At 49.5% G+C, this 17,894-nt stretch carries 17 protein-coding genes; 7 read left to right on the top strand and 10 right to left on the bottom strand.

What is annotated here, in order from left to right:
* Positions 1-126: 126 nt before the first annotated feature.
* Positions 127-1,227 carry a T9SS type A sorting domain-containing protein gene (locus tag IEY24_RS02525; RefSeq protein WP_188928323.1) on the top strand — a complete coding sequence of 367 codons (1,101 nt, stop codon included), beginning with the start codon at positions 127-129 and terminating at the stop codon, positions 1,225-1,227.
* Positions 1,228-1,388: 161 nt separating this feature from the next.
* Here IEY24_RS02525 and IEY24_RS02520 read toward each other — a convergent pair whose 3' ends face one another.
* The gene (locus tag IEY24_RS02520; protein WP_188928321.1) at positions 1,389-2,297 is read right to left on the bottom strand and encodes an alpha/beta fold hydrolase; all 909 of its coding nucleotides are present in this window, start codon (positions 2,295-2,297) and stop codon (positions 1,389-1,391) included.
* 197 nt (positions 2,298-2,494) lie between these two features.
* Between IEY24_RS02520 and epsC the strand changes: the two genes are divergently transcribed.
* On the top strand, positions 2,495-3,328 hold the full coding sequence (epsC, locus tag IEY24_RS02515) for a serine O-acetyltransferase EpsC (RefSeq protein ID WP_188928319.1): 834 nt from the start codon (positions 2,495-2,497) through the stop codon (positions 3,326-3,328).
* Here the strand turns inward: epsC and IEY24_RS02510 are convergent.
* A complete protein-coding gene (locus tag IEY24_RS02510) occupies positions 3,321-3,914 on the bottom strand; it encodes a TetR/AcrR family transcriptional regulator (RefSeq protein ID WP_188928317.1) in 594 nt (197 codons plus the stop codon). The genes epsC and IEY24_RS02510 overlap by 8 nt on opposite strands.
* A 204-nt stretch (positions 3,915-4,118) precedes the next feature.
* Entirely contained in the window at positions 4,119-6,218 is a 2,100-nt protein-coding gene (ppk1, locus tag IEY24_RS02505) for a polyphosphate kinase 1 (protein WP_188928315.1), read from the bottom strand.
* A gap of 142 nt (positions 6,219-6,360) precedes the next feature.
* Here ppk1 and IEY24_RS02500 point away from each other — a divergent pair, with 142 nt between their 5' ends.
* Entirely contained in the window at positions 6,361-7,383 is a 1,023-nt protein-coding gene (locus IEY24_RS02500; RefSeq protein ID WP_188928313.1) for an aldo/keto reductase, read from the top strand.
* A 68-nt stretch (positions 7,384-7,451) separates the two neighbouring features.
* On the opposite strand, the gene pyrE is transcribed toward IEY24_RS02500, so the two are convergent.
* Positions 7,452-8,093 carry an orotate phosphoribosyltransferase gene (pyrE, locus tag IEY24_RS02495; RefSeq protein ID WP_188928311.1) on the bottom strand — a complete coding sequence of 214 codons (642 nt, stop codon included), beginning with the start codon at positions 8,091-8,093 and terminating at the stop codon, positions 7,452-7,454.
* A 2-nt stretch (positions 8,094-8,095) separates the two neighbouring features.
* Entirely contained in the window at positions 8,096-9,400 is a 1,305-nt protein-coding gene (locus IEY24_RS02490; protein WP_188928309.1) for a hemolysin family protein, read from the bottom strand.
* Positions 9,401-9,501: 101 nt separating this feature from the next.
* Between IEY24_RS02490 and IEY24_RS02485 the strand changes: the two genes are divergently transcribed.
* Complete coding sequence (locus IEY24_RS02485) at positions 9,502-10,191, top strand: NUDIX hydrolase (protein ID WP_188928307.1); 690 nt, start codon at positions 9,502-9,504, stop codon at positions 10,189-10,191.
* Between the two features lie 22 nt (positions 10,192-10,213).
* On the opposite strand, the gene coaD is transcribed toward IEY24_RS02485, so the two are convergent.
* The 4 genes from coaD to IEY24_RS02465 form a co-directional block, all read right to left on the bottom strand.
* Positions 10,214-10,696, bottom strand: a complete 483-nt coding sequence (gene coaD / locus IEY24_RS02480) for a pantetheine-phosphate adenylyltransferase (protein WP_188928306.1) — start codon at positions 10,694-10,696, stop codon at positions 10,214-10,216.
* 12 nt (positions 10,697-10,708) lie between these two features.
* Positions 10,709-11,614 (bottom strand): DUF3822 family protein, encoded by a 906-nt coding sequence (locus tag IEY24_RS02475; RefSeq protein WP_188928305.1) that lies wholly within the window; start codon positions 11,612-11,614, stop codon positions 10,709-10,711.
* A 25-nt stretch (positions 11,615-11,639) separates the two neighbouring features.
* Positions 11,640-12,143: an NUDIX domain-containing protein gene (locus IEY24_RS02470; protein WP_188928304.1), complete on the bottom strand. Its 504-nt coding sequence runs from the start codon at positions 12,141-12,143 to the stop codon at positions 11,640-11,642.
* Positions 12,144-12,272: 129 nt separating this feature from the next.
* The gene (locus tag IEY24_RS02465) at positions 12,273-12,695 is read right to left on the bottom strand and encodes a CBS domain-containing protein (RefSeq protein ID WP_426295913.1); all 423 of its coding nucleotides are present in this window, start codon (positions 12,693-12,695) and stop codon (positions 12,273-12,275) included.
* Between the two features lie 158 nt (positions 12,696-12,853).
* Here IEY24_RS02465 and IEY24_RS02460 point away from each other — a divergent pair, with 158 nt between their 5' ends.
* Entirely contained in the window at positions 12,854-14,281 is a 1,428-nt protein-coding gene (locus IEY24_RS02460; protein ID WP_188928302.1) for an ATP-dependent DNA helicase, read from the top strand.
* A 6-nt stretch (positions 14,282-14,287) separates the two neighbouring features.
* Here the strand turns inward: IEY24_RS02460 and IEY24_RS02455 are convergent, their stop codons facing one another.
* Positions 14,288-15,304, bottom strand: coding sequence for an L-threonylcarbamoyladenylate synthase (locus IEY24_RS02455; RefSeq protein WP_426293991.1), 1,017 nt, complete (start codon positions 15,302-15,304; stop codon positions 14,288-14,290).
* Between the two features lie 107 nt (positions 15,305-15,411).
* Here IEY24_RS02455 and IEY24_RS02450 point away from each other — a divergent pair, with 107 nt between their 5' ends.
* Positions 15,412-17,151, top strand: a complete 1,740-nt coding sequence (locus IEY24_RS02450) for a GMC oxidoreductase (protein WP_188928300.1) — start codon at positions 15,412-15,414, stop codon at positions 17,149-17,151.
* A gap of 29 nt (positions 17,152-17,180) precedes the next feature.
* On the top strand, positions 17,181-17,816 hold the full coding sequence (locus IEY24_RS02445; RefSeq protein WP_188928298.1) for a gluconate 2-dehydrogenase subunit 3 family protein: 636 nt from the start codon (positions 17,181-17,183) through the stop codon (positions 17,814-17,816).
* The last annotated feature ends 78 nt before the right edge of the window (positions 17,817-17,894 follow it).

Below are 17,894 nucleotides of genomic sequence, written 5' to 3'. Positions count from 1 at the left end.
CGCCAGGGGAAACAGAATTTTGCCACGTCATTTTTTGCATTTGTTTTGGAAAGAAGCCATACAAAAACGAACGTTTCCCGCGTTTTGAACATATACTATGTAACCTCACGGCTTCTTTTCCTCCATATGAAATCAGTTTACAGCATTCTCTTACTGATCCTGCTTTCCGCATACGCGCACGCGTCGCACCTGCGAGGCGGGGAAATTCTGGCCAGCCACGTATCGGGGCAAACCTATAATATCAAGGTAAGGCTCTATCTTGATACGCAAAGCGGTCAAGGTGCTGTTGATGCATTGAGCGCGGTAACGGCTTGCATGGGCGACGGAGGGGTCAAAGATCTTCCAAGAACTTCGCTTACAGCCATTTCTAACGGTGTATCCGTTGGCGAATACCAGGCAACATACACCTACCCTTCCTCGGGCATTTATCAGATTTCGGTGGCGCTCGATACGCGCACAGGCGGAATTCTGAACTTGCCGCAGTCCGGAATGACCTCGCAGTTTCTGTGGACGGTGATTGATACACAGCTTTCCAATTCGACCCCAATCCTCCCTAATCTCGAATTTGTAGCTGGCGTCCGTCAGGTTTTTTCCGTTGATCTCAAACCGATCGTTGCTGATAATGATAGCATTACAGCGAAAGTAGTCCGGCTGAGTAAACCATCGCCGGGAACATGCGGCGTTCGGATGCTCGATCACACTTACCTATTCCCCAATGAAATCAGTTCCACCGGAACATTTACCGTCGATGCCAGACAGAAGAAATTGATTTGGGTTGCACCCGAGGTAGTCGGTCATTACCTCTTCGCAATAGTTGTCGCAGAATGGCGCGATGGCGTAAGAATCTCGGAAACTTATCGCGAAGGGGTGGTATCTGTAATCGACCGGCCGGGGGAGACAGTCCAAGTCCCACCTTACGAATCATCGGAATACGGCGGCCTGATCACTTCCACACCGGTTGTCAGCTCATCGGAGGTTTCGATGGCGGTCCAGGCATACCCGGTACCAACCGAGAACTTTGTAACTGTGAAAGCATACAGCAAGCAACGGGCGATCATCCGCCTGCAACTGATCGACATGAATGGTCGCGTGCTGACGGAGATTGCCAGTAAAGCGCCGGAAATCGCTGTCCAGGAAGTATTTGATATGCGCAACCTTGCGCGGGGCATATACCTGATCCGAGCCAGCAATGCGAAGGATTCTGTGACACAAAAAGTATTAAGATAATGCCCCTGCCTGTAATGGTGCCCGGCATTAATGTCGTCCTATGGGATATAGTTGTTTTAGGTGAAATATAATTTCGCCTACTACCATAGGTTAATTATTAACAGAAAAGCGGCAGGTCCTGTGACCTGCCGCTTTCTTTGTTTCAACTCTTTAACAAGCTGTTAGTTATCAATTTCAGCACCCTTCGGCTCCAATACAGAGACCTTATCCTGGAATAACCGGCTTTTCAGCAGCATTTCCTTGATCATAGCCGCATGTGAGAAGGTAATCATATGGCCCGCATTGAAAAGGAAAATGTATTGAGCGCGCTTGCTCTTAATATGTTTTTTAGCAAAATCAATATTTGACGGGTCTGCAATCCAGTCGTTGCCGCCCTGAATCACCGTAGTCGGCACACTTAACTGCTCCCAAACCGGTAGCATTTTGCGTAACTCAGCGGCATGGCTGTATTTCTCGGCCGTCGCCGCATTGAATGCACTGGGCAAAAAAAGTTGCACGAAACTCATCCTGCCCCATTTCGAAAACCAGAAGAACCGTTCGGTTTCAGGATCAATAACAGGCGAGACCATAATGAGCTCTTTCACCTTATCCGGTGCCATGGAGGTCAGTCTGGCGGCAATAGGTGCGCCGTAAGACCGGCCGAGCACGATCACCTTCTGATCGCTTTTGTTGAGTGAGAACACCGGCAGCAAAGCATTAGCCTGCGTTTCGATGGAAGTCACATACCTCCGCTTTTTTAGCCGGGATTTGCCGTATCCTACCCGATCGACGGACACAATGTGAAAATGTTTTTGCAGGTCTTCATCGTCCATCAGATTCATGTACCCCCACAAAGAGCCGGGCGCACCATGAATGAGCAGCAACATCGGCAGCGTGTCGGGCCCCATGCTGGCCAGCGAAAGTGAAAGTGTGTCGTTCCTGATAAATATTTCCTTCGGCTTGACCTTCTTATCAGCATAATGCCTCCGCACCTCCTTGGCTGAAATAATGTACCTCGAAAAGCAGGAGCTCAGTGAAACAGACAAAGAAAGGAACAGGATAACCGACCGAAGTAATTTAAAACTTAACATACGCCCTAAAGAATCTTGCCTTATTTCCTAAATTCACAGGATATTTCAATATACAATTTTATCGGGAGAAAAAGCTGACAATTGGCCATTTTTGAAAAGAAAACGCCACTCTCAAAATTTTTCAGTGCATTTCGTTGTTGGATATGCAAAAGCAATGCCAGCAATGGTTTAACGGTATAGTTCAACCTCTATTTTTAATGACAGCCACCCAGCAAGCACTTTTTTTTGAGCGCCTAACCGCCCAGAACGACGAATACAGGTACAAGCTGCCTTCACGGCAGGACGCGGGGAAATTTATCCAGAACCTGATCAATTTCCTTTTCCCGATCAGCAAGGATTGCCCCAGTTGCCCCGCCAAGGACCTGGCTATGAAGTATGCCGACTTGCGCAACGACCTGAATTGCATGCTGCAACCGCTTCTGCCCCAGCTCGAACGCGATTCAGCGGAAATACTGGACGAAGTGTTTGCACAAATCCCCGGTATTTATGAAGCACTTCTGACCGACGCCAAATCCATTACCGACAACGATCCTGCTTCGGTGAGCATTGAGGAGGTGATTTCGGTGTACCCGGGTTTTATGGCCATTGCGACTTACCGCTTTGCGCATTCTTTTGCCAAAAGTGGGATTCCCTTGCTGCCGCGTATGCTTACAGAATTCGCCCACAGCCAGACCGGCATCGATATCCACCCGAATGCGACAATTGGCCACTCGTTCTTCATCGACCACGGAACAGGCGTGGTGATCGGTGAAACGACCCATATCGGGAATAATGTAAAACTGTATCAAGGAGTTACGCTCGGTGCGACGCATGTTTCAAAGTCACTCGCATCGCACAAGCGCCATCCCACTATTGAAGATAACGTAGTAGTTTATGCCAATGCGACCATTCTGGGAGGAGAGACCGTGATCGGCCACGACTCGATTATCGGCGGGAATGCTTGGCTAACGAAAAGCGTACCTCCATATTCCCTGGTTTATCACCAAAGCAAAATAGAGATACGCCAACATTCTTCCCCTTCTATTACATAATGCTCCGGATGAATCTCCGGATCCCTTCCATGTACACAGGCTCTGCCTGTGGAAATGCGTAGCGGGGCTGTGTGGTCATGGTAATGCTTATAAACCCGAAGGTAAGGCACCACCATTCATAATAAGTTTTGGTAACCAGGTCTCCCGATTTAGGGCGAAGGCTTGCAATCATTTCCCAAACCGGGTTATCCTTGATGCTCATTGCCTGTGAATAGGCTTTTTTCGAGTCGCAGTAAGCACCCTCGAGATTGAACATCACCTGGAAGACCTCCGGATTCTCGACAGCGAAATGCCAGATCGTCTGCGCAACCTCCACAAGCTGCTTCTGCGGATTGCTGAAATGCCCTTTTATTTTTACAAACTCCGTTTGCAAATAATCGAAACCTTCCAGACGGATGGCTTCCAGGAGCTTGTCCTTGCTTTCAAAATATTCATAGAGAATAGGCGGGCTGTACTCAATCACATCAGCAATCTTTCGAATCGAAACAGCCGTCCAGCCATCCTCCCGTGCGATGTCCTTGGCTGTCTTGACGATGTCTGAGCGTACCTGTATTCTAAGCCGCTCTCTTCGCTCTACTATTCCCATGCTTAAAAATGTCTTTTAGGATTGATTCAGAATGATGTGATCCAAATATAAGCATATACCCTTTACACTTCAAGGCCAGGCAAGTAGCGGCGACGAAAAAAGTCCTTCAAAATTCTTTATGTTTTCTACAAATGCCGTCCATTAAATCTGACAGGCGATTCGGAAATTTAATGCTGATAAAATTTTTTTAAGCCATCGGAAAGCTTATATTTCTGGACGCCTCGCCAGCCCGTTGCGTTCGATTTTCTCCACCATCCGGTAATTAGCTTCTTGTGCTCGCACCTTCCCCCGGGCGTCGTCGGCAATACGCAAGTTATTCTGATACAGGTCAAGCCGCACCGATTTTTGGTTGTCGTTCACATAGTTCCGGAGCACAATACGCATCTGGTTTTTCAATGTTTCATCCAGTACCGGAAAACAGATATCGATCCGCCGGTGCAGGTTCCGGTGCGTCCAGTCGCAGGATGTGAGGTAAATCTCGTCGTTACCCCGGTTACCGAAATGAAATATCCGTGTGTTCTCGATGTACCGGTCGACGTGACGGCTCACAACAATATTGTCGCTGATAGAGGGTAGACCTGAAATCAGCCCGCAGCTCTCGCTTATGATCACATGCACCGGCACGCCCGCCTTGCCCGCCTGATAGAGCTTGTCGATCAAGATACGGTCCTGCAACTGGTTGATTTTAATGGTGATAAATGATTTAAGCCCTGCATTACAATTCGCAATTTCACGATCCATCAGGTCGAGCAGCCGCTTCTGAAGGTTGAATTGTGTTACGTATAAGCTGTTGAAAGGCAAATACGTGTATTTCTTCGGTTCGTCCTGTGTGGACAGGTACCCGAAAAGCAGTTCCAACTCATTGGTTAGTTCACGGTGTGAGGTGAGCAGCGCATGATCGACGATCTCACGGCTGGTCAGCCTGTAAAAACCGCCCGTACCCAGGAACGCATACCGCTCCCATCCCTTTTGCACTTTTCGCTTCACCAGCGCCATTTTCGCATGCACTTTCAAGCCCGGAACGCTCAGCAATATCTTGACGCCCGCATCGCGCATCTTCTTCGACCATTGCAGGTTCTCCTGGATGTCCAGTTTGGTATTCAGCTCCACATAAGTGGTGACACGTTTCCCGTTCTTGGAAGCGCTTATCAACGAATTTAATATAAATGAATTAGGGCTGATCTTGTATAAAGAAACGTGGATCTCGCGCACATAAGGATCCACCGCCGCCTCATTAAAAAACCTAACGATCGGTTCGTATGACTGATAAGGTAAATGCAGCATCTGGTCCGCCTGCTGAATGGCCTCAAAGATAGACTTGGTTTCCTCGAATTCCGGGTTTTGAACGGGCCGCTGGTAGGGATAATCAAGCCGCCGGGATACTACCGGAAACTTGGCCAGATCCTGCATAAACAGGTAATCGCCGCGTTCGTGGAAGTCGTTCATCGGAATGGATACCTTTCCCACCAAGTACTCGCGGACATACAGGGGCATCCCGGATTCGTAAAAATACTGGGAAGGCTGCACGAAATTTCGCTTTTCAAGCTGCTTTAAAATACGTTGTGCAACCTGCATCGGGTATTCGTCCTCGATGGACAGCTCCGTTTCCCGCTCGACCCGCAACGCATAGCTTTCCAGGATATTATAGCCCGGGAAAAGGACAGGTAGGTTTTCGCGGATTATGTCCTCCAAAAAAGCAACGTGGCGCTTCCCCTCCCATTCAGGCAGTTCAAGAAAGCGGCCGTAATGCTCCGAGGGCACATTCACGGACGCATACCAATCCTCTTCCGCATCTTGCCGGTGCTGCATGCGCACGATCAGGTACAGCTGCTTAGACTCGAAAGCCGGCGTTTTGAGCGTGCGGCGGCTGTCCAGAAACACCGGCTGCAAATAGCGGAAGAGCCTATCGAGAAAAAAACGCCTCACAAATGCGGCATGTTCGGACACGAACGCTTCGCGATAGTATAAATGCACGCCCTGTTCGAGCAGTGCCGGCAGGATACCTGATATGAGAATGTCGTTGAATTCGCGAAGCTGGTTCTCAACGGTTTCGTAGACATGTTCCAGCAACGACTCAGGGAAAATATTCAGTTTGGAACGGATATCCTCGCTTACTTCGCCCATCGCAAGCAGATTTGGGATACGAACACGATAGAATTCTTTGGTCTGATAGGCGTAAATACCCAAAAATCGCAACCGCTCCCTTACCGGTACCGTTTCATCGTTTGCTTCCAGCAGCAACCTGTAATTGTTCGAAAGCCAGCTGAGATTGGTATCAAAATACGGGTAGGCAACGTCGATCATTGAGTGTGGTGTAAAAGATTCAAAATTTGGTACAATATAAATACATTTGGCGGGTAAGGATATAACTTTGCAGGACAAAAAACAACGTTGCCCGGTAAGTTTTAGAAGCTGTATCTTCATTCAAAACCACAAGTAAATTACTATGCGTTATCAATTATTAGGCCGCTCAGGCTTGCGGGTATCAGAAGTTTGCCTGGGAGCCATGACGTTCGGAAAGGATTGGGGCTGGGGAGCGGATAAACATGAGAGCTTCAAAATTTTTGAGGCATTCGCCAACGCAGGCGGTAACTTCATCGACACCGCAAACCGTTACACCGAGGGTACTTCGGAAAAATATGTGGGCGAATTCATCGAAAGCGACCGCGACCATTGGGTCTTGGCTACCAAGTTTACGCTCAAGGACCGCAACGATGACCTTAATTTTGCCGGTAATCACCGCAAAAACATGATGCGCTCGGTAACATCGAGCCTTAAACGGCTCAATACCGAGTACATCGATCTGCTTTGGGTGCACATGTGGGACAATACCACCCCTACCGAAGAAGTAATGCGCGGGCTGGACGACCTGGTCACCCGCGGGATCGTGCACTACATCGGCATTTCCGACACCCCGGCCTGGATCGTTTCACAGGCCAATACCATCGCTGATTTTCGGGGCTGGAATGCATTTGCAGCAATTCAGTTCGAGTACTCACTCCTGCAGCGCACACCCGAGCGCGACCTGCTGCCCATGGCAAAGGCGCTCGACCTGGCCGTAACACCTTGGGGAGCGATCGGTGGCGGCGCGTTGACGGGTAAATACCTTCGCGGGGAAACCGGTCGCGTACCTGATAACAGCACGCGCCGAAACCAGGAAAGCAGCATTGTAGCGCAGACCGTTGTAGACGTAGCCGCAGAGTTGGGCGTAACGCCTGCACAGGTAGCAATCAACTGGACACGGCACCGGGATCAGGTAATGATCCCAATCATCGGCGCATCGAAAGAAAGCCAGCTGATTGATTCTCTTGGCTGCCTCGACTTCCAACTTCCGGCAGCAGCACTACAAAAATTAGATGAGGTAAGTAAAATAGAATTAGGCTTCCCGCACGAATTCCTGAAATCCGACGGGGTGAAGGAAGAGGCTTTTGGGGGGCTTTATGAGAGCCTGGATAATCATCGGGGATAAATTAGACGGCGGCCGGTGGTCAGTCGTCGGTGGTCAAGAAACCTGACCGCCGACGACCGCCGATAACTTTATTTGCCCCATTGTTCAGGCGCTACGCGCCATGCGGCAAGGCTTTCAAGCTGTGTTTCGCTGACGTAATTATGCTCTAACGCCACCTCGATCAGCGCATTGTAGTTGCTGATCGTGTCGAGCTGGACGTTTTTGACGGCGAAATTATCGGCTGCTACCTGGAAACCGTAGGTGAATATGGCTACCATTCCGGCTACTTCAATGCCGGCTTCGCGCAGGGCGTCTACCGTTTTGAGAGAGCTTCCGCCGGTTGAGATCAGGTCTTCGATGATCACCACAGACTGGCCTTTTTCCAACCTGCCTTCGATCTGGTTACCCATTCCGTGCTTTTTAGGCTCTGGACGCACATAAGCAAAGGGCAATTCGAGCAGATCTGCCACCAATGCACCTTGTGCGATACCACCGGTGGCCACACCTACCACCGCCTGTGCATTCGGATATTTCGCGCGGATCAGCTCGGCCAGCGCCTTTTTGATGAAAGTGCGGGTGTCAGGGTATGACAATGCCACGCGGTTGTCACAATAGATTGGTGAAAACCAGCCAGAGCTCCATTGGAACGGCTTTTCGGGACTGAGCTTGATGGCCTGTGCTTCCAAAAGCAGCTCGGCGATTCGTTTGGTAATATCCAGATCGTTCGACATTATTAATCTTCGGATTCTTCCTGTTTATTATGGTTGGTTACTAAAAGCTTATCTATACGGCTGCGATCCATATCGATCACTTCGAATTCGAACTGTCGCCATTTGAACTTCTCACCGGTTTGGGGAATATTTTCCAGAACATGCAGCACAAAGCCGCCCAAGGTATTAAACCCTACCAGCTCCCTGCGATCACTTTCCTGGATATTAATACTGAAATATTGAATAAAATCATCGAAGGGCAACTGCGCGTCTATCAGGTAACTGCCGTCCTCTCGCTTCACGATTTCCGATGCCTCTTCGATGTCTTCGGATATATCGCCAACCAGGGCGTCCATAATGTCGTGCATGGTTACCACACCGAGCGTACCGCCGTATTCATCCACAATAATGCCGTAATACACGCGCTGCTCTTTAAATTTTTCGAGCGCCTGGTAGGCCCTGTTACTCTCGGGAAGATACACCGGGTCGCGCATGATCGAATTCAAATGGGCCATCTGCACTTCCAGGTCGGTCGCTATTAAGTCTTTGACATACACCAACCCCACGACATCGTCGACATTACCGCGGCAAACCGGGTAAATGGAATGCCTCGCATCGAGTATCTTGGCCTTATTTTCTTCAACGGTATCTTCCAGGTCAAGCCAGACGATCTCCTGCCGGTTGGTCATCAGCGAAGTTACCTTTCGGTCGCCGAGCTGAAACACATTATGCACGATCTCCTGCTCGATTTCTTCGAAAACACCCCCGGAAGTCCCTTCTTGGATCAGGCTTTTAATCTCTTCCTCTGTGACCGCATTCTCGCTTTGTTTTATATTTAAAACCCTGATGATCAAATCACTTGAAAAGCCAAGCAGCGCGATAAAAGGTGCGGTTGCCTTGGAAAGCAGGTTCATCGGCGTTGCCATTACTTTCGAAATGGCTTCCGGATTGGACATCCCTATTCGTTTCGGGACGAGCTCGCCGAGCACAAGCGACAAATAAGTGATGAAAACCAGGACAGTGCCCACGGCTAATGAATGGCTATACGGAGCCAGGAGCGGAACGGTTTGAATGAACTGCTCGAAATCAGTAGTAATGTTATCACCACTGTACATACCAGTCAGCAAACCGATGAGCGTAATGCCTATCTGGACAGTGGAAAGGAATTTTGTGGGTGAATTTGCAAGGCTTAATGCTGCTTTCGCACTCGAATCGCCATTCTTGGCTGCTGCTTCCAGGCGCGATTTTCGGGAAGAAACCAATGCTATCTCTGACATGGAAAAAAGACCATTGAGCAGCACCAGAAATAGAATTATAAGGAGTTCCAAGAACTGGTTAGTTGTTACAAGTACAAATTTATCAATAATAATCTCTGCCTAAACTAAACTCTTTACTTAATTTTGCGATCCATTCACGTACCCATTCCAAAATGATCATTTTTTTCGACGACCGTCCTGTCAGAATTGTACGGACCAATCAGTTGTCTGCTTCCGAAACCTCACGATTTGAACACATCGTGGATCTTCGGCTCGAAAAGTTGCAGAGAAGCATGCTGACAGGTCACGTCCTATTCCTGAATTCCACTACAGCGAGCGCCATTCAGGTGATCCAGATGCTCGAAAAAGATTTTCCGAAAGATATGCTTTCTATCACAATGGCAACCCGGGAAAAGGCGGAAGTGGAAGAAAAAATCAAGGCACAATACAAGGTGATCAAAGCTGCGGGCGGCGTAGTTGTGAAAGGTGGCAAATGGCTCTTTATGTACCGCCGCAAAATGTGGGACCTGCCCAAAGGTAAGCTCGACAAGGGTGAAAATTCCAAAGTGGCGGCTACCCGCGAAATAGAGGAGGAAACCGGCGTCAAAGCGCTGATCCGCGACAAAATCTGCACCACCTGGCACACCTATACGCTCAACAACAGCCGCATTCTTAAACGCACGAAGTGGTACCTTTTCGATTGCATCGACGATACTAAAATGAGCCCGCAGGCCGAAGAGCAAATCGAGAAACTCGACTGGTACGAGCCTGCGGATGTAAAGCCGCTGCTCATCAAGTCTTACAGCTCAATCCGCTACGTGATCGACAGCCTCAACAAGATGCACAACCTGAAAGAATCCTAAAAACGGCGTTCAGAACACTATTTTAGATGTTCTGCTCCGCCTTTTTCAATTCGGATAGTGAATAGGGAAGAAAGTTGTCCACGGCCTGTCCGTAGCGGTGCAGGTCGCGGATGATGCTCGAACTGATCGGGGCAAGACTTGGCGAGGTGATCAGAAAAACGGTTTCGATCTCTTCATATAAATACCTGTTAACTTGCGAAATACCGTTCTCATATTCAAAATCGGTTGTGTTTCGCAGCCCTCTCAGCAAAAACCTGGCCCCTAATTCTCTCGCTGTGTGCGCCGTTAGGTCATCATAGGTAACTACCTTCACATCAGGGTGTGAAGCAAATGTCTTTTGGATCATTTCCTGCATGACTTCGAGCGGGAAATAGCGCTTTTTCGTCGCGTTGTTACCGATTCCGATCACCACCTGGTCAAACAGGCGCAGCCCCCGCAGGACGATATCTTCATGCCCCTTTGTGAATGGATCGAACGATCCCGGAAATAATGCAACACGTGTCATAGGAGGCTTTTATTAGGAAGATATGAGATAAGTATTGAACAAACCGAAGTACCTGTGACCAGGCACTTCCGCGCATTGCGGGCTGTACCTGAGTGTTGTAGGCCGGGTACCCATATGCAAGTTCGGGAAAAACCGCGAAAGCTCCTGGTAGGAATCCGTCGCAGGTGTAATTTCTCCGTAACAAAGAACCTTTATTTCCTCCGGCAGGATATTCAACTGGCTCAACGTGAACAGGATAATATAAGCAAGTTCCTGAACCTGGGCATATTTAAAACGGTTGCAAAGCATCAGCTGCTGGCTTTCGCTGACCACCAATGTGAAATGGTCCTTTTCGAAATACAAAGACATCATCCGCATTTCCTGGTGCTCCACGTGGTTCACCAGCGAACCAATCGCCAGGGCGCTCGTCAGGTGGTAGAAGGTTACCGTCGAGGCGCTGAAGTGGTTCACGACCCAGTCGTACCACAATTCCTGAATGCTGAAAACATTTTGCGCGTGTACCAACGGCAGGTCATGCCAGAGCACTTTCTCGTGCTTGGAAACCGGATTGCCTAATGCAAACGAAAGATATTCATAAGCAGACTCCGGCTTAAATAGCACGTTTGGCACCAGCGTGAATGCATGCGAGTTCACGGTCACACGCACGTTCTTCCAGTTGTTGGACGACCACGACAAATGCCCGCTAAAAATCCGTTTCAGCCGCTCGAAAATTTCGGCGGGAGTCAGCGCATTCTCAAAGAAATAGTCTTCCAACCAGATACATTCCATGTTTTCATCCCTGACAATGCAGAAGCGGATACGCCGCTCGTCCAGCTCAACACAGAGCGTACAGAGCGGTATGCTTGCCGCATCAAAGGAATTGTCTCCTACCAACAGCGTCGGAATAACTTCAATTAACTGGTTTTCAGAATTTGCCACGTCGTGGGGTGGTGTTGTTTATAGGTCAAGCCGGGTTTTGATCGCCGGTAATATAGTTCTTCAACTTAAAAATCCCTGCCAGCGAACCGGCTATATTCAGAATCCTGTGCCGCTGCTCCGGTTCATATGCCTGAATTTCTTCCCAGGATAAAAACCGGACGTCCCGGATAATCTGCCCATCGGCCGCCAGCTCCGGGTCGAATCCGGAAGCTATCGTGCCCGTGAAGGATCTAATTGCAAAAAACAGCTCCACCGCGTGCAGCGGGTCGCCAATATGCTCATTCACAAACAGCAACTCCCCTATTGTCACCTCCAAACCGGTCTCCTCCCGGAACTCGCGGGCTAATGCGTGCTCGGCCATTTCACCGAAGTACACGCCACCGCCCGGGGGCGACCAGAACGCATCATCAGGGCCGTAAAGCGCGTGGTTAACAAGCAGTATGCGGTCCCCGTCAATGCAAATCCCGCACACGCGTACACGTACGGAGCCGCCAAAAATAGTTCCTATGTCTGCGTTTAAGGTCTGCAAAGCTTGTTTTGTTGCACGGGCAAAGATAACCAACCGTCCAGAATAGGCAAGACATAATTATCCCGCCCCACTTTCCGCATTGCGGTACGGGTTGGTCAACGACGGCCTTTCAGTAAAATGGGCCGGCGCTCAGGAGTACGGGCTTCCGGAGATATAGCTTTCGAGGGTATTAATATGCTCTTTCTGCTCGTTAATGATCGCGGAAACGATGTCGTTGATCGAAATAATACCGACTAGCTGACCATCGCGATTCACGGGCAGGTGGCGAATATGCTTGTCGGACATGATCTGCATACACTCCTCGATTTTCTCGTCCGTCTCCACGGTAATCACCCTACTGGTCATTACGTCGCGGATCAGCGTATCTTTCGAGCCGCGTCCGAGCAATATCACTTTCCTGGCATAGTCGCGCTCGGAGAAGATACCGATCAATTCATTATCTTCAATTACCAAAACTGCCCCAATGTTCTTCTCGGCCATGAGTTCCAGAGCCTCAAACACTGTGTTGTCCTGCGTAACCGACCAAATCGCATTGACAGGCTTGTTGCCCATTACATGTTGTACCAGCATAGATGTTTAGGTTTGGGGATTTTCAGATAAGGGAGTCTAATATATGGATTTAGCCTATTAAAATCCAATAAATTCTGAGTATTATTTTGTAAAAAAAATCCCGTTTTTGATATTCAAAATCCTTGCGCTAGATTCGTTCCATGGACACCGACAAACTTTTGCCTTCCCAATTACTGCGCAGACAATTCCCTTTCAAACCTACCGACGGGCAGCTTCGCTTCTTTGAGCTGACCAATAATTTCCTTGTCGAAGAAAAGGGCCTGGAACGTTACCGGGATTGTTTTTTGCTCAAAGGATATGCGGGAACGGGCAAAACCACGATCATCAGCACACTTATCAAAGTCCTTAAAAACTTCGGGTATAAATCGGTACTCCTGGCGCCCACCGGCCGGGCGGCGAAGGTAATGTCGGGTTACTCTGAAAAGATCGCGCTCACGATCCACAAGAAGATTTACAAACAAACCGCCGATGCATTTTCGGGCACATTAACTTTCCAACGGCAGAAAAATTACCACGATAACACCCTTTTCATCGTCGATGAGGCATCCATGATTACCGACGAAGCTGATTTCGGAAGTCGAAGCCTGCTGGCGGATCTGGTTGAATTTGTATTCGAAAACCCGGGCAACAAGCTGATGCTTGTGGGTGATACCGCGCAGCTGCCGCCAGTCGGAAAGGAACTGAGCCCGGCGCTGGACGGTGATTATCTGGAAAGAACATTTTATATGTCTGTTTTTCAGGAGGAATTAAAGGAGGTCATGCGCCAGGACGAGCAATCGGGTATTCTTTTCAATGCGACCCAATTGCGTAGTCAACTCAGTGCCGGGGTGGCGGATATTCATATTACCACCCGCTCCTTCCGCGATGTTTTTAAAATGACCGGCGAAAAGCTGGAAGAAGGCCTACGGTACGCCTACGATAAATATGGGACTGAAAACTCCATTATCCTGACACGTTCAAACAAATCGGCGGTTCAATATAATGAGTACATCCGGCGGGTGATTAATTTCTCGGAAGACGAGCTCGATGCCGGCGACAGGCTAATGGTTGTGCGCAACAACTACAATATCCTGGACGAAGACTCTCCTGCCGGTTTCATCGCAAATGGTGATTTTGTGGAGCTTTTGAAAATCCGCAAAACACAGGAAATACACGGTTTCCGTTTCGCAGACGTAACGCTGCGATTGACCGACTACGAAAAACAACCCGAATTCGACGCGAAGATTTTCCTGGACACATTGCACTCTCCCTCGGCATCGATGTCCGCAGAAGATAATAAGAAGCTCTACGAAAGCGTGCAGCAGGATTATTTCTATATTAAATCTAAAAAAGACCGCGTCGAGGCGTTGCGAAAAGACCCTTATCTGAATGCATTGCAGGTCAAGTTCGCTTACGCCCTTACGTGCCACAAGGCGCAGGGCGGCCAGTGGAGCGCAGTGTTTATCGATCAGGGGTATTTGCCAGAGGAACAGATCAACACCGAATTTATCAGGTGGCTTTATACGGCAATTACCCGCGCCACCGACGAAGTTTTCCTGATGAATTTTCACCAGCAATTTTTCAAATAGCCCCTGTCAGGCAGGCACGGAAGCGCGTTGCAGGCGGTCATTAATAGCCAGTCCGAGCCCGCTGGAAGGCACCAGCTCTACTTTGATTTCTGAAACGGGTAGCGTATCCAGCTCGCGCAGATATGCGAACAGGTTATGTGCCGCCTCTTTCAGATCGCGGTTCGGGCTGAGCAGGCGCTGGTATTCCCGGTCGGCCCCTTCCAGGTACCGGTCAAACATCAGGTAGCCTGTTTCGGCACCGCCTGGCACAATATCATCCCTTCTATATAAATGTAATGGCTTTCGCGGGGCGTAGTGGCTTTTGAGCATTCCCGGCGCCTTCGGGTCGGACGTAGAATGCGGCATCAGCACCACCGGCCCTATCAGCGATTCGATTTCATTGATATCAAGCCCACCCAGCCTGTAGACAATCGTTTCATCATTTTCAAAACCCAATATTGTCGACTCGATCCCTACCTCGCACTCTCCGCCGTCCAGAATGTAGGGAATGCGGTCGCCGAGCTGCTGATTGACGTGTTCAGGTTTGGTAGGACTGATGTATCCGAATGGGTTTGCACTCGGAGCGGCAAGGGGAAAACTTAGCTGAGAGAGCAACTCCAACGTCAGCGGATGGTTAGGAATTCGTACGGCAACCGTATCCAGCCCCGAGGTAACCAGGTCCGGCACGATGTCCCTTTTGGGCAGCAGCAAAGTCAGCGGCCCGGGCCAAAAACGGCTGGCGAGTACCCGCGCTTTTTCGGGGATGTCCGAAACGTAAATAGCCGCTTTCTCGATCGAATCAGTATGAATAATGAGCGGATCGAATGCGGGCCGGTTCTTTGCTTCGAAAATAGAAAGTACTGCTTTTTCGTTCAATGCATTGCCCGCCAGCCCGTACACGGTTTCGGTAGGAATGGCTACTAATTCGCCTTTTATCAGAAATTCTTTTGCGACATGAAGGTCGCTGCCCGTAACTGCCAAAGTATGATTCTGTTTTAAAAATACAAAAATACGGCGGCGCGGAAGAAATCCGAGTATCCGCATTTAGATTGTTTTTAAATAGACCTTGAATGTCTGAAAGTAGGCGCTCCGTTACCTGATACGTGTTTATATTTATTGGTTAAATAGTACTATCTAAACAACCCTTTACTATGTTTCAAATCAAAGAACAACCTGCCGTTTTCGACGTCGCCATCATCGGCTCGGGCGCGGGAGGCGGAATGGCAGCTTATCAACTTGCGAAAGCGGGTGCCAAGGTGGCTCTTTTGGAAGCAGGTGGATATTTCGATCCTGCCGATCCAAAATACATTACCCAGCTGAAATGGCCGTACGAATCGCCCCGTCGTGGTGCCAGTACCCACCGCCCTTTCGGTGATTTCGATGCTGCCTGGGGAGGTTGGGAAATCGAGGGAGAACCCTATACACGCAAGAACGGAACGCAATTCGACTGGTTCAGGTCCCGGATGCTTGGTGGCCGGACCAACCACTGGGGCCGTATTTCCCTGCGTTTCGGACCAAAAGACTTCAAAAGAAAAAGCATTGACGGGCTCGGCGATGACTGGCCGATCAGCTACGACGATGTAAAGCCTTATTATGACCAGGTCGATAAGTTGATTGGGGTTTTTGGCACCGTCGAAGGCCTTGATAACGAACCGGACGGAATCTTCCTACCTCCGCCGAAGCCGCGCCTGCACGAGCTTTTCCTGAAACAGGCAGGTAAAAAGGCAAATATTCCGGTAATTCCCTCGCGTCTGTCGATCCTTACCAAGCCTATTAACGACCAGCGCGGGGTTTGTTTCTATTGCAGCCAATGCTCACGCGCTTGCCAGGCATATGCGGATTTCTCCTCCTCGTCGGTATTGTGTATCCCTGCGATCAAAACCGGTAACGTAACCTTGATCAACAATGCCATGTGCCGCGAGGTACTTACCGATCAAACGACAGGCTTGGCAACAGGCGTTTCCTACATCGACCGTGAAAAACTGACCGAGCATACGATCAAAGCAAAAGTTGTCGTACTCGCAGCGAGTGCCGCGGAATCTTCACGTCTGCTGCTCAACTCGAAATCAGCCCGCCATCCAAATGGTCTGGCGAATTCAAGCGGCGTGGTAGGCCACTACCTGCACGACTCGACCGGTGCTTCACGCGGCGCATTCCTGCCTCACCTGATGGACCGCAAGCGTTACAATGAGGATGGCGTAGGCGGTATGCACGTGTACACTCCCTGGTGGCTTGACAACAAAAAACTCGACTTCCCACGCGGTTACCACATCGAGTATGGAGGCGGTATGGGTATGCCGAGCTACGGTTTCGGTTCAGGCATTGAAAACCTGAATGGCAAGTATCCGACCAAAGATGGTGTAACCAAAGCGGCAGGCGGCTACGGCTCCTCGCTGAAAGAAGATTACCGTCGTTTCTATGGCGCCAACATCGGTATGGCCGGTCGCGGTGAGGCGGTGCCTGATTATAATAACTACTGCGAGATCGACCCGAATGTTGTGGATAAATTCGGTATTCCTGTACTGCGTTTCCATTACAAATGGTCTGATTATGAAATCAAACAGGCAAAGCACATGCACGATACTTTCGAGGAGATGATCCACGCGCTGGGTGGCGTAGCGAACGGAACCAAACCGGGCGCAGATACCAACTACGGCCTGGCAGCACCAGGACGTATCATTCACGAAGTAGGAACCGTGCGCATGGGCGACGATCCGAAAACTTCCGCATTGAACAAATTCTCGCAGGCACACGATGCCAAGAACGTTTTTGTCGTAGACGGCGGTTCGTTCGTCTCACAGGCCGATAAAAACCCGACCTGGACTATCCTGGCGCTATCGATGCGTGCTTCGGAATACATTATCAATCAGGTTAAACAGAAAAATATTTAACATTTGAACCCTGTTCAAATCATACTCATATGAAACGCAGAGATTCATTAAAGTCATTGACATTGAGCTCCCTGGGAATGGTGGCGTTAAGCCCGCAGGTGGCCCTTGCCGAGCAACGTGAGCTCGACACGCAAAACCCGCCGGAAACCCCGCTTAAAATTCCGGGAGGAAGAACGAAGGAGGAAGCAATCCGTGATGCCAAACTAGCTAAGGAGAAGTTCCTGACGGTAGCAGAGCTGGCTACGATCAAGGTTTTGGTGGACATTATCATCCCGGCCGACGACAAATCCCCGAGCGCATCGCAGGCAGGTGTGGTCGAGTTTATCGACTTCATCGTCAAGGATATGCCTCAACACCAAACGCCATTGCGCGGAGGTTTGAGATGGCTCGAAAGAGAATCGCTCAACCGCTTCGGCAAGGGATTTACACTCGCTACCAAGGCACAGCAGATTCAGATCGTGGATGATATTGCGTATCCTGAGAAAGCAAAACCGATCCACAGCCAGGGTGTGGCATTCTTCAATTTTATGCGTAACCTGACAGCTTCCGGTTTCTACACCTCAAAAATCGGTATCGCTGATCTTGGTTACAAAGGTAACACGCCTAATGTGTGGGAAGGTGTACCCGAAGATGTACTGAAACAATACGGTTTGAGCTACGATTAAGGGTTCCCGTTGAAAATGTTGGGAGTAAGCAGTGCGCCATTGAATGTCAATGGCGCACTTTTCTTAACTTTGAGGCAA

The sequence above is a fragment of the Dyadobacter endophyticus genome (assembly GCF_014641595.1).
Taxonomy (GTDB): Bacteria; Bacteroidota; Bacteroidia; order Cytophagales; family Spirosomataceae; genus Dyadobacter; species Dyadobacter endophyticus.
Note: the sequence above shows the minus strand (reverse complement) of the source record. Positions and strands in the feature narration are given on the sequence as shown.

What these genes read in the sequence shown, in the direction of transcription:
- ppk1 (WP_188928315.1), bottom strand. Translation starts at nt 6,218, where the DNA reads ATGATCGACGTTGCCTACCCGTATTTTGATACCAATCTCAGCTGGCTT.
- epsC (WP_188928319.1), top strand. Translation starts at nt 2,495, where the DNA reads ATGACAGCCACCCAGCAAGCACTTTTTTTTGAGCGCCTAACCGCCCAG.
- IEY24_RS02500 (WP_188928313.1), top strand. Translation starts at nt 6,361, where the DNA reads ATGCGTTATCAATTATTAGGCCGCTCAGGCTTGCGGGTATCAGAAGTT.
- IEY24_RS02445 (WP_188928298.1), top strand. Translation starts at nt 17,181, where the DNA reads ATGAAACGCAGAGATTCATTAAAGTCATTGACATTGAGCTCCCTGGGA.
- IEY24_RS02525 (WP_188928323.1), top strand. Translation starts at nt 127, where the DNA reads ATGAAATCAGTTTACAGCATTCTCTTACTGATCCTGCTTTCCGCATAC.
- IEY24_RS02520 (WP_188928321.1), bottom strand. Translation starts at nt 2,297, where the DNA reads ATGTTAAGTTTTAAATTACTTCGGTCGGTTATCCTGTTCCTTTCTTTG.
- IEY24_RS02510 (WP_188928317.1), bottom strand. Translation starts at nt 3,914, where the DNA reads ATGGGAATAGTAGAGCGAAGAGAGCGGCTTAGAATACAGGTACGCTCA.
- IEY24_RS02465 (WP_426295913.1), bottom strand. Translation starts at nt 12,695, where the DNA reads ATGGGCAACAAGCCTGTCAATGCGATTTGGTCGGTTACGCAGGACAAC.
- pyrE (WP_188928311.1), bottom strand. Translation starts at nt 8,093, where the DNA reads ATGTCGAACGATCTGGATATTACCAAACGAATCGCCGAGCTGCTTTTG.
- IEY24_RS02450 (WP_188928300.1), top strand. Translation starts at nt 15,412, where the DNA reads ATGTTTCAAATCAAAGAACAACCTGCCGTTTTCGACGTCGCCATCATC.
- IEY24_RS02455 (WP_426293991.1), bottom strand. Translation starts at nt 15,304, where the DNA reads ATGCGGATACTCGGATTTCTTCCGCGCCGCCGTATTTTTGTATTTTTA.
- IEY24_RS02460 (WP_188928302.1), top strand. Translation starts at nt 12,854, where the DNA reads ATGGACACCGACAAACTTTTGCCTTCCCAATTACTGCGCAGACAATTC.
- coaD (WP_188928306.1), bottom strand. Translation starts at nt 10,696, where the DNA reads ATGACACGTGTTGCATTATTTCCGGGATCGTTCGATCCATTCACAAAG.
- IEY24_RS02485 (WP_188928307.1), top strand. Translation starts at nt 9,502, where the DNA reads ATGATCATTTTTTTCGACGACCGTCCTGTCAGAATTGTACGGACCAAT.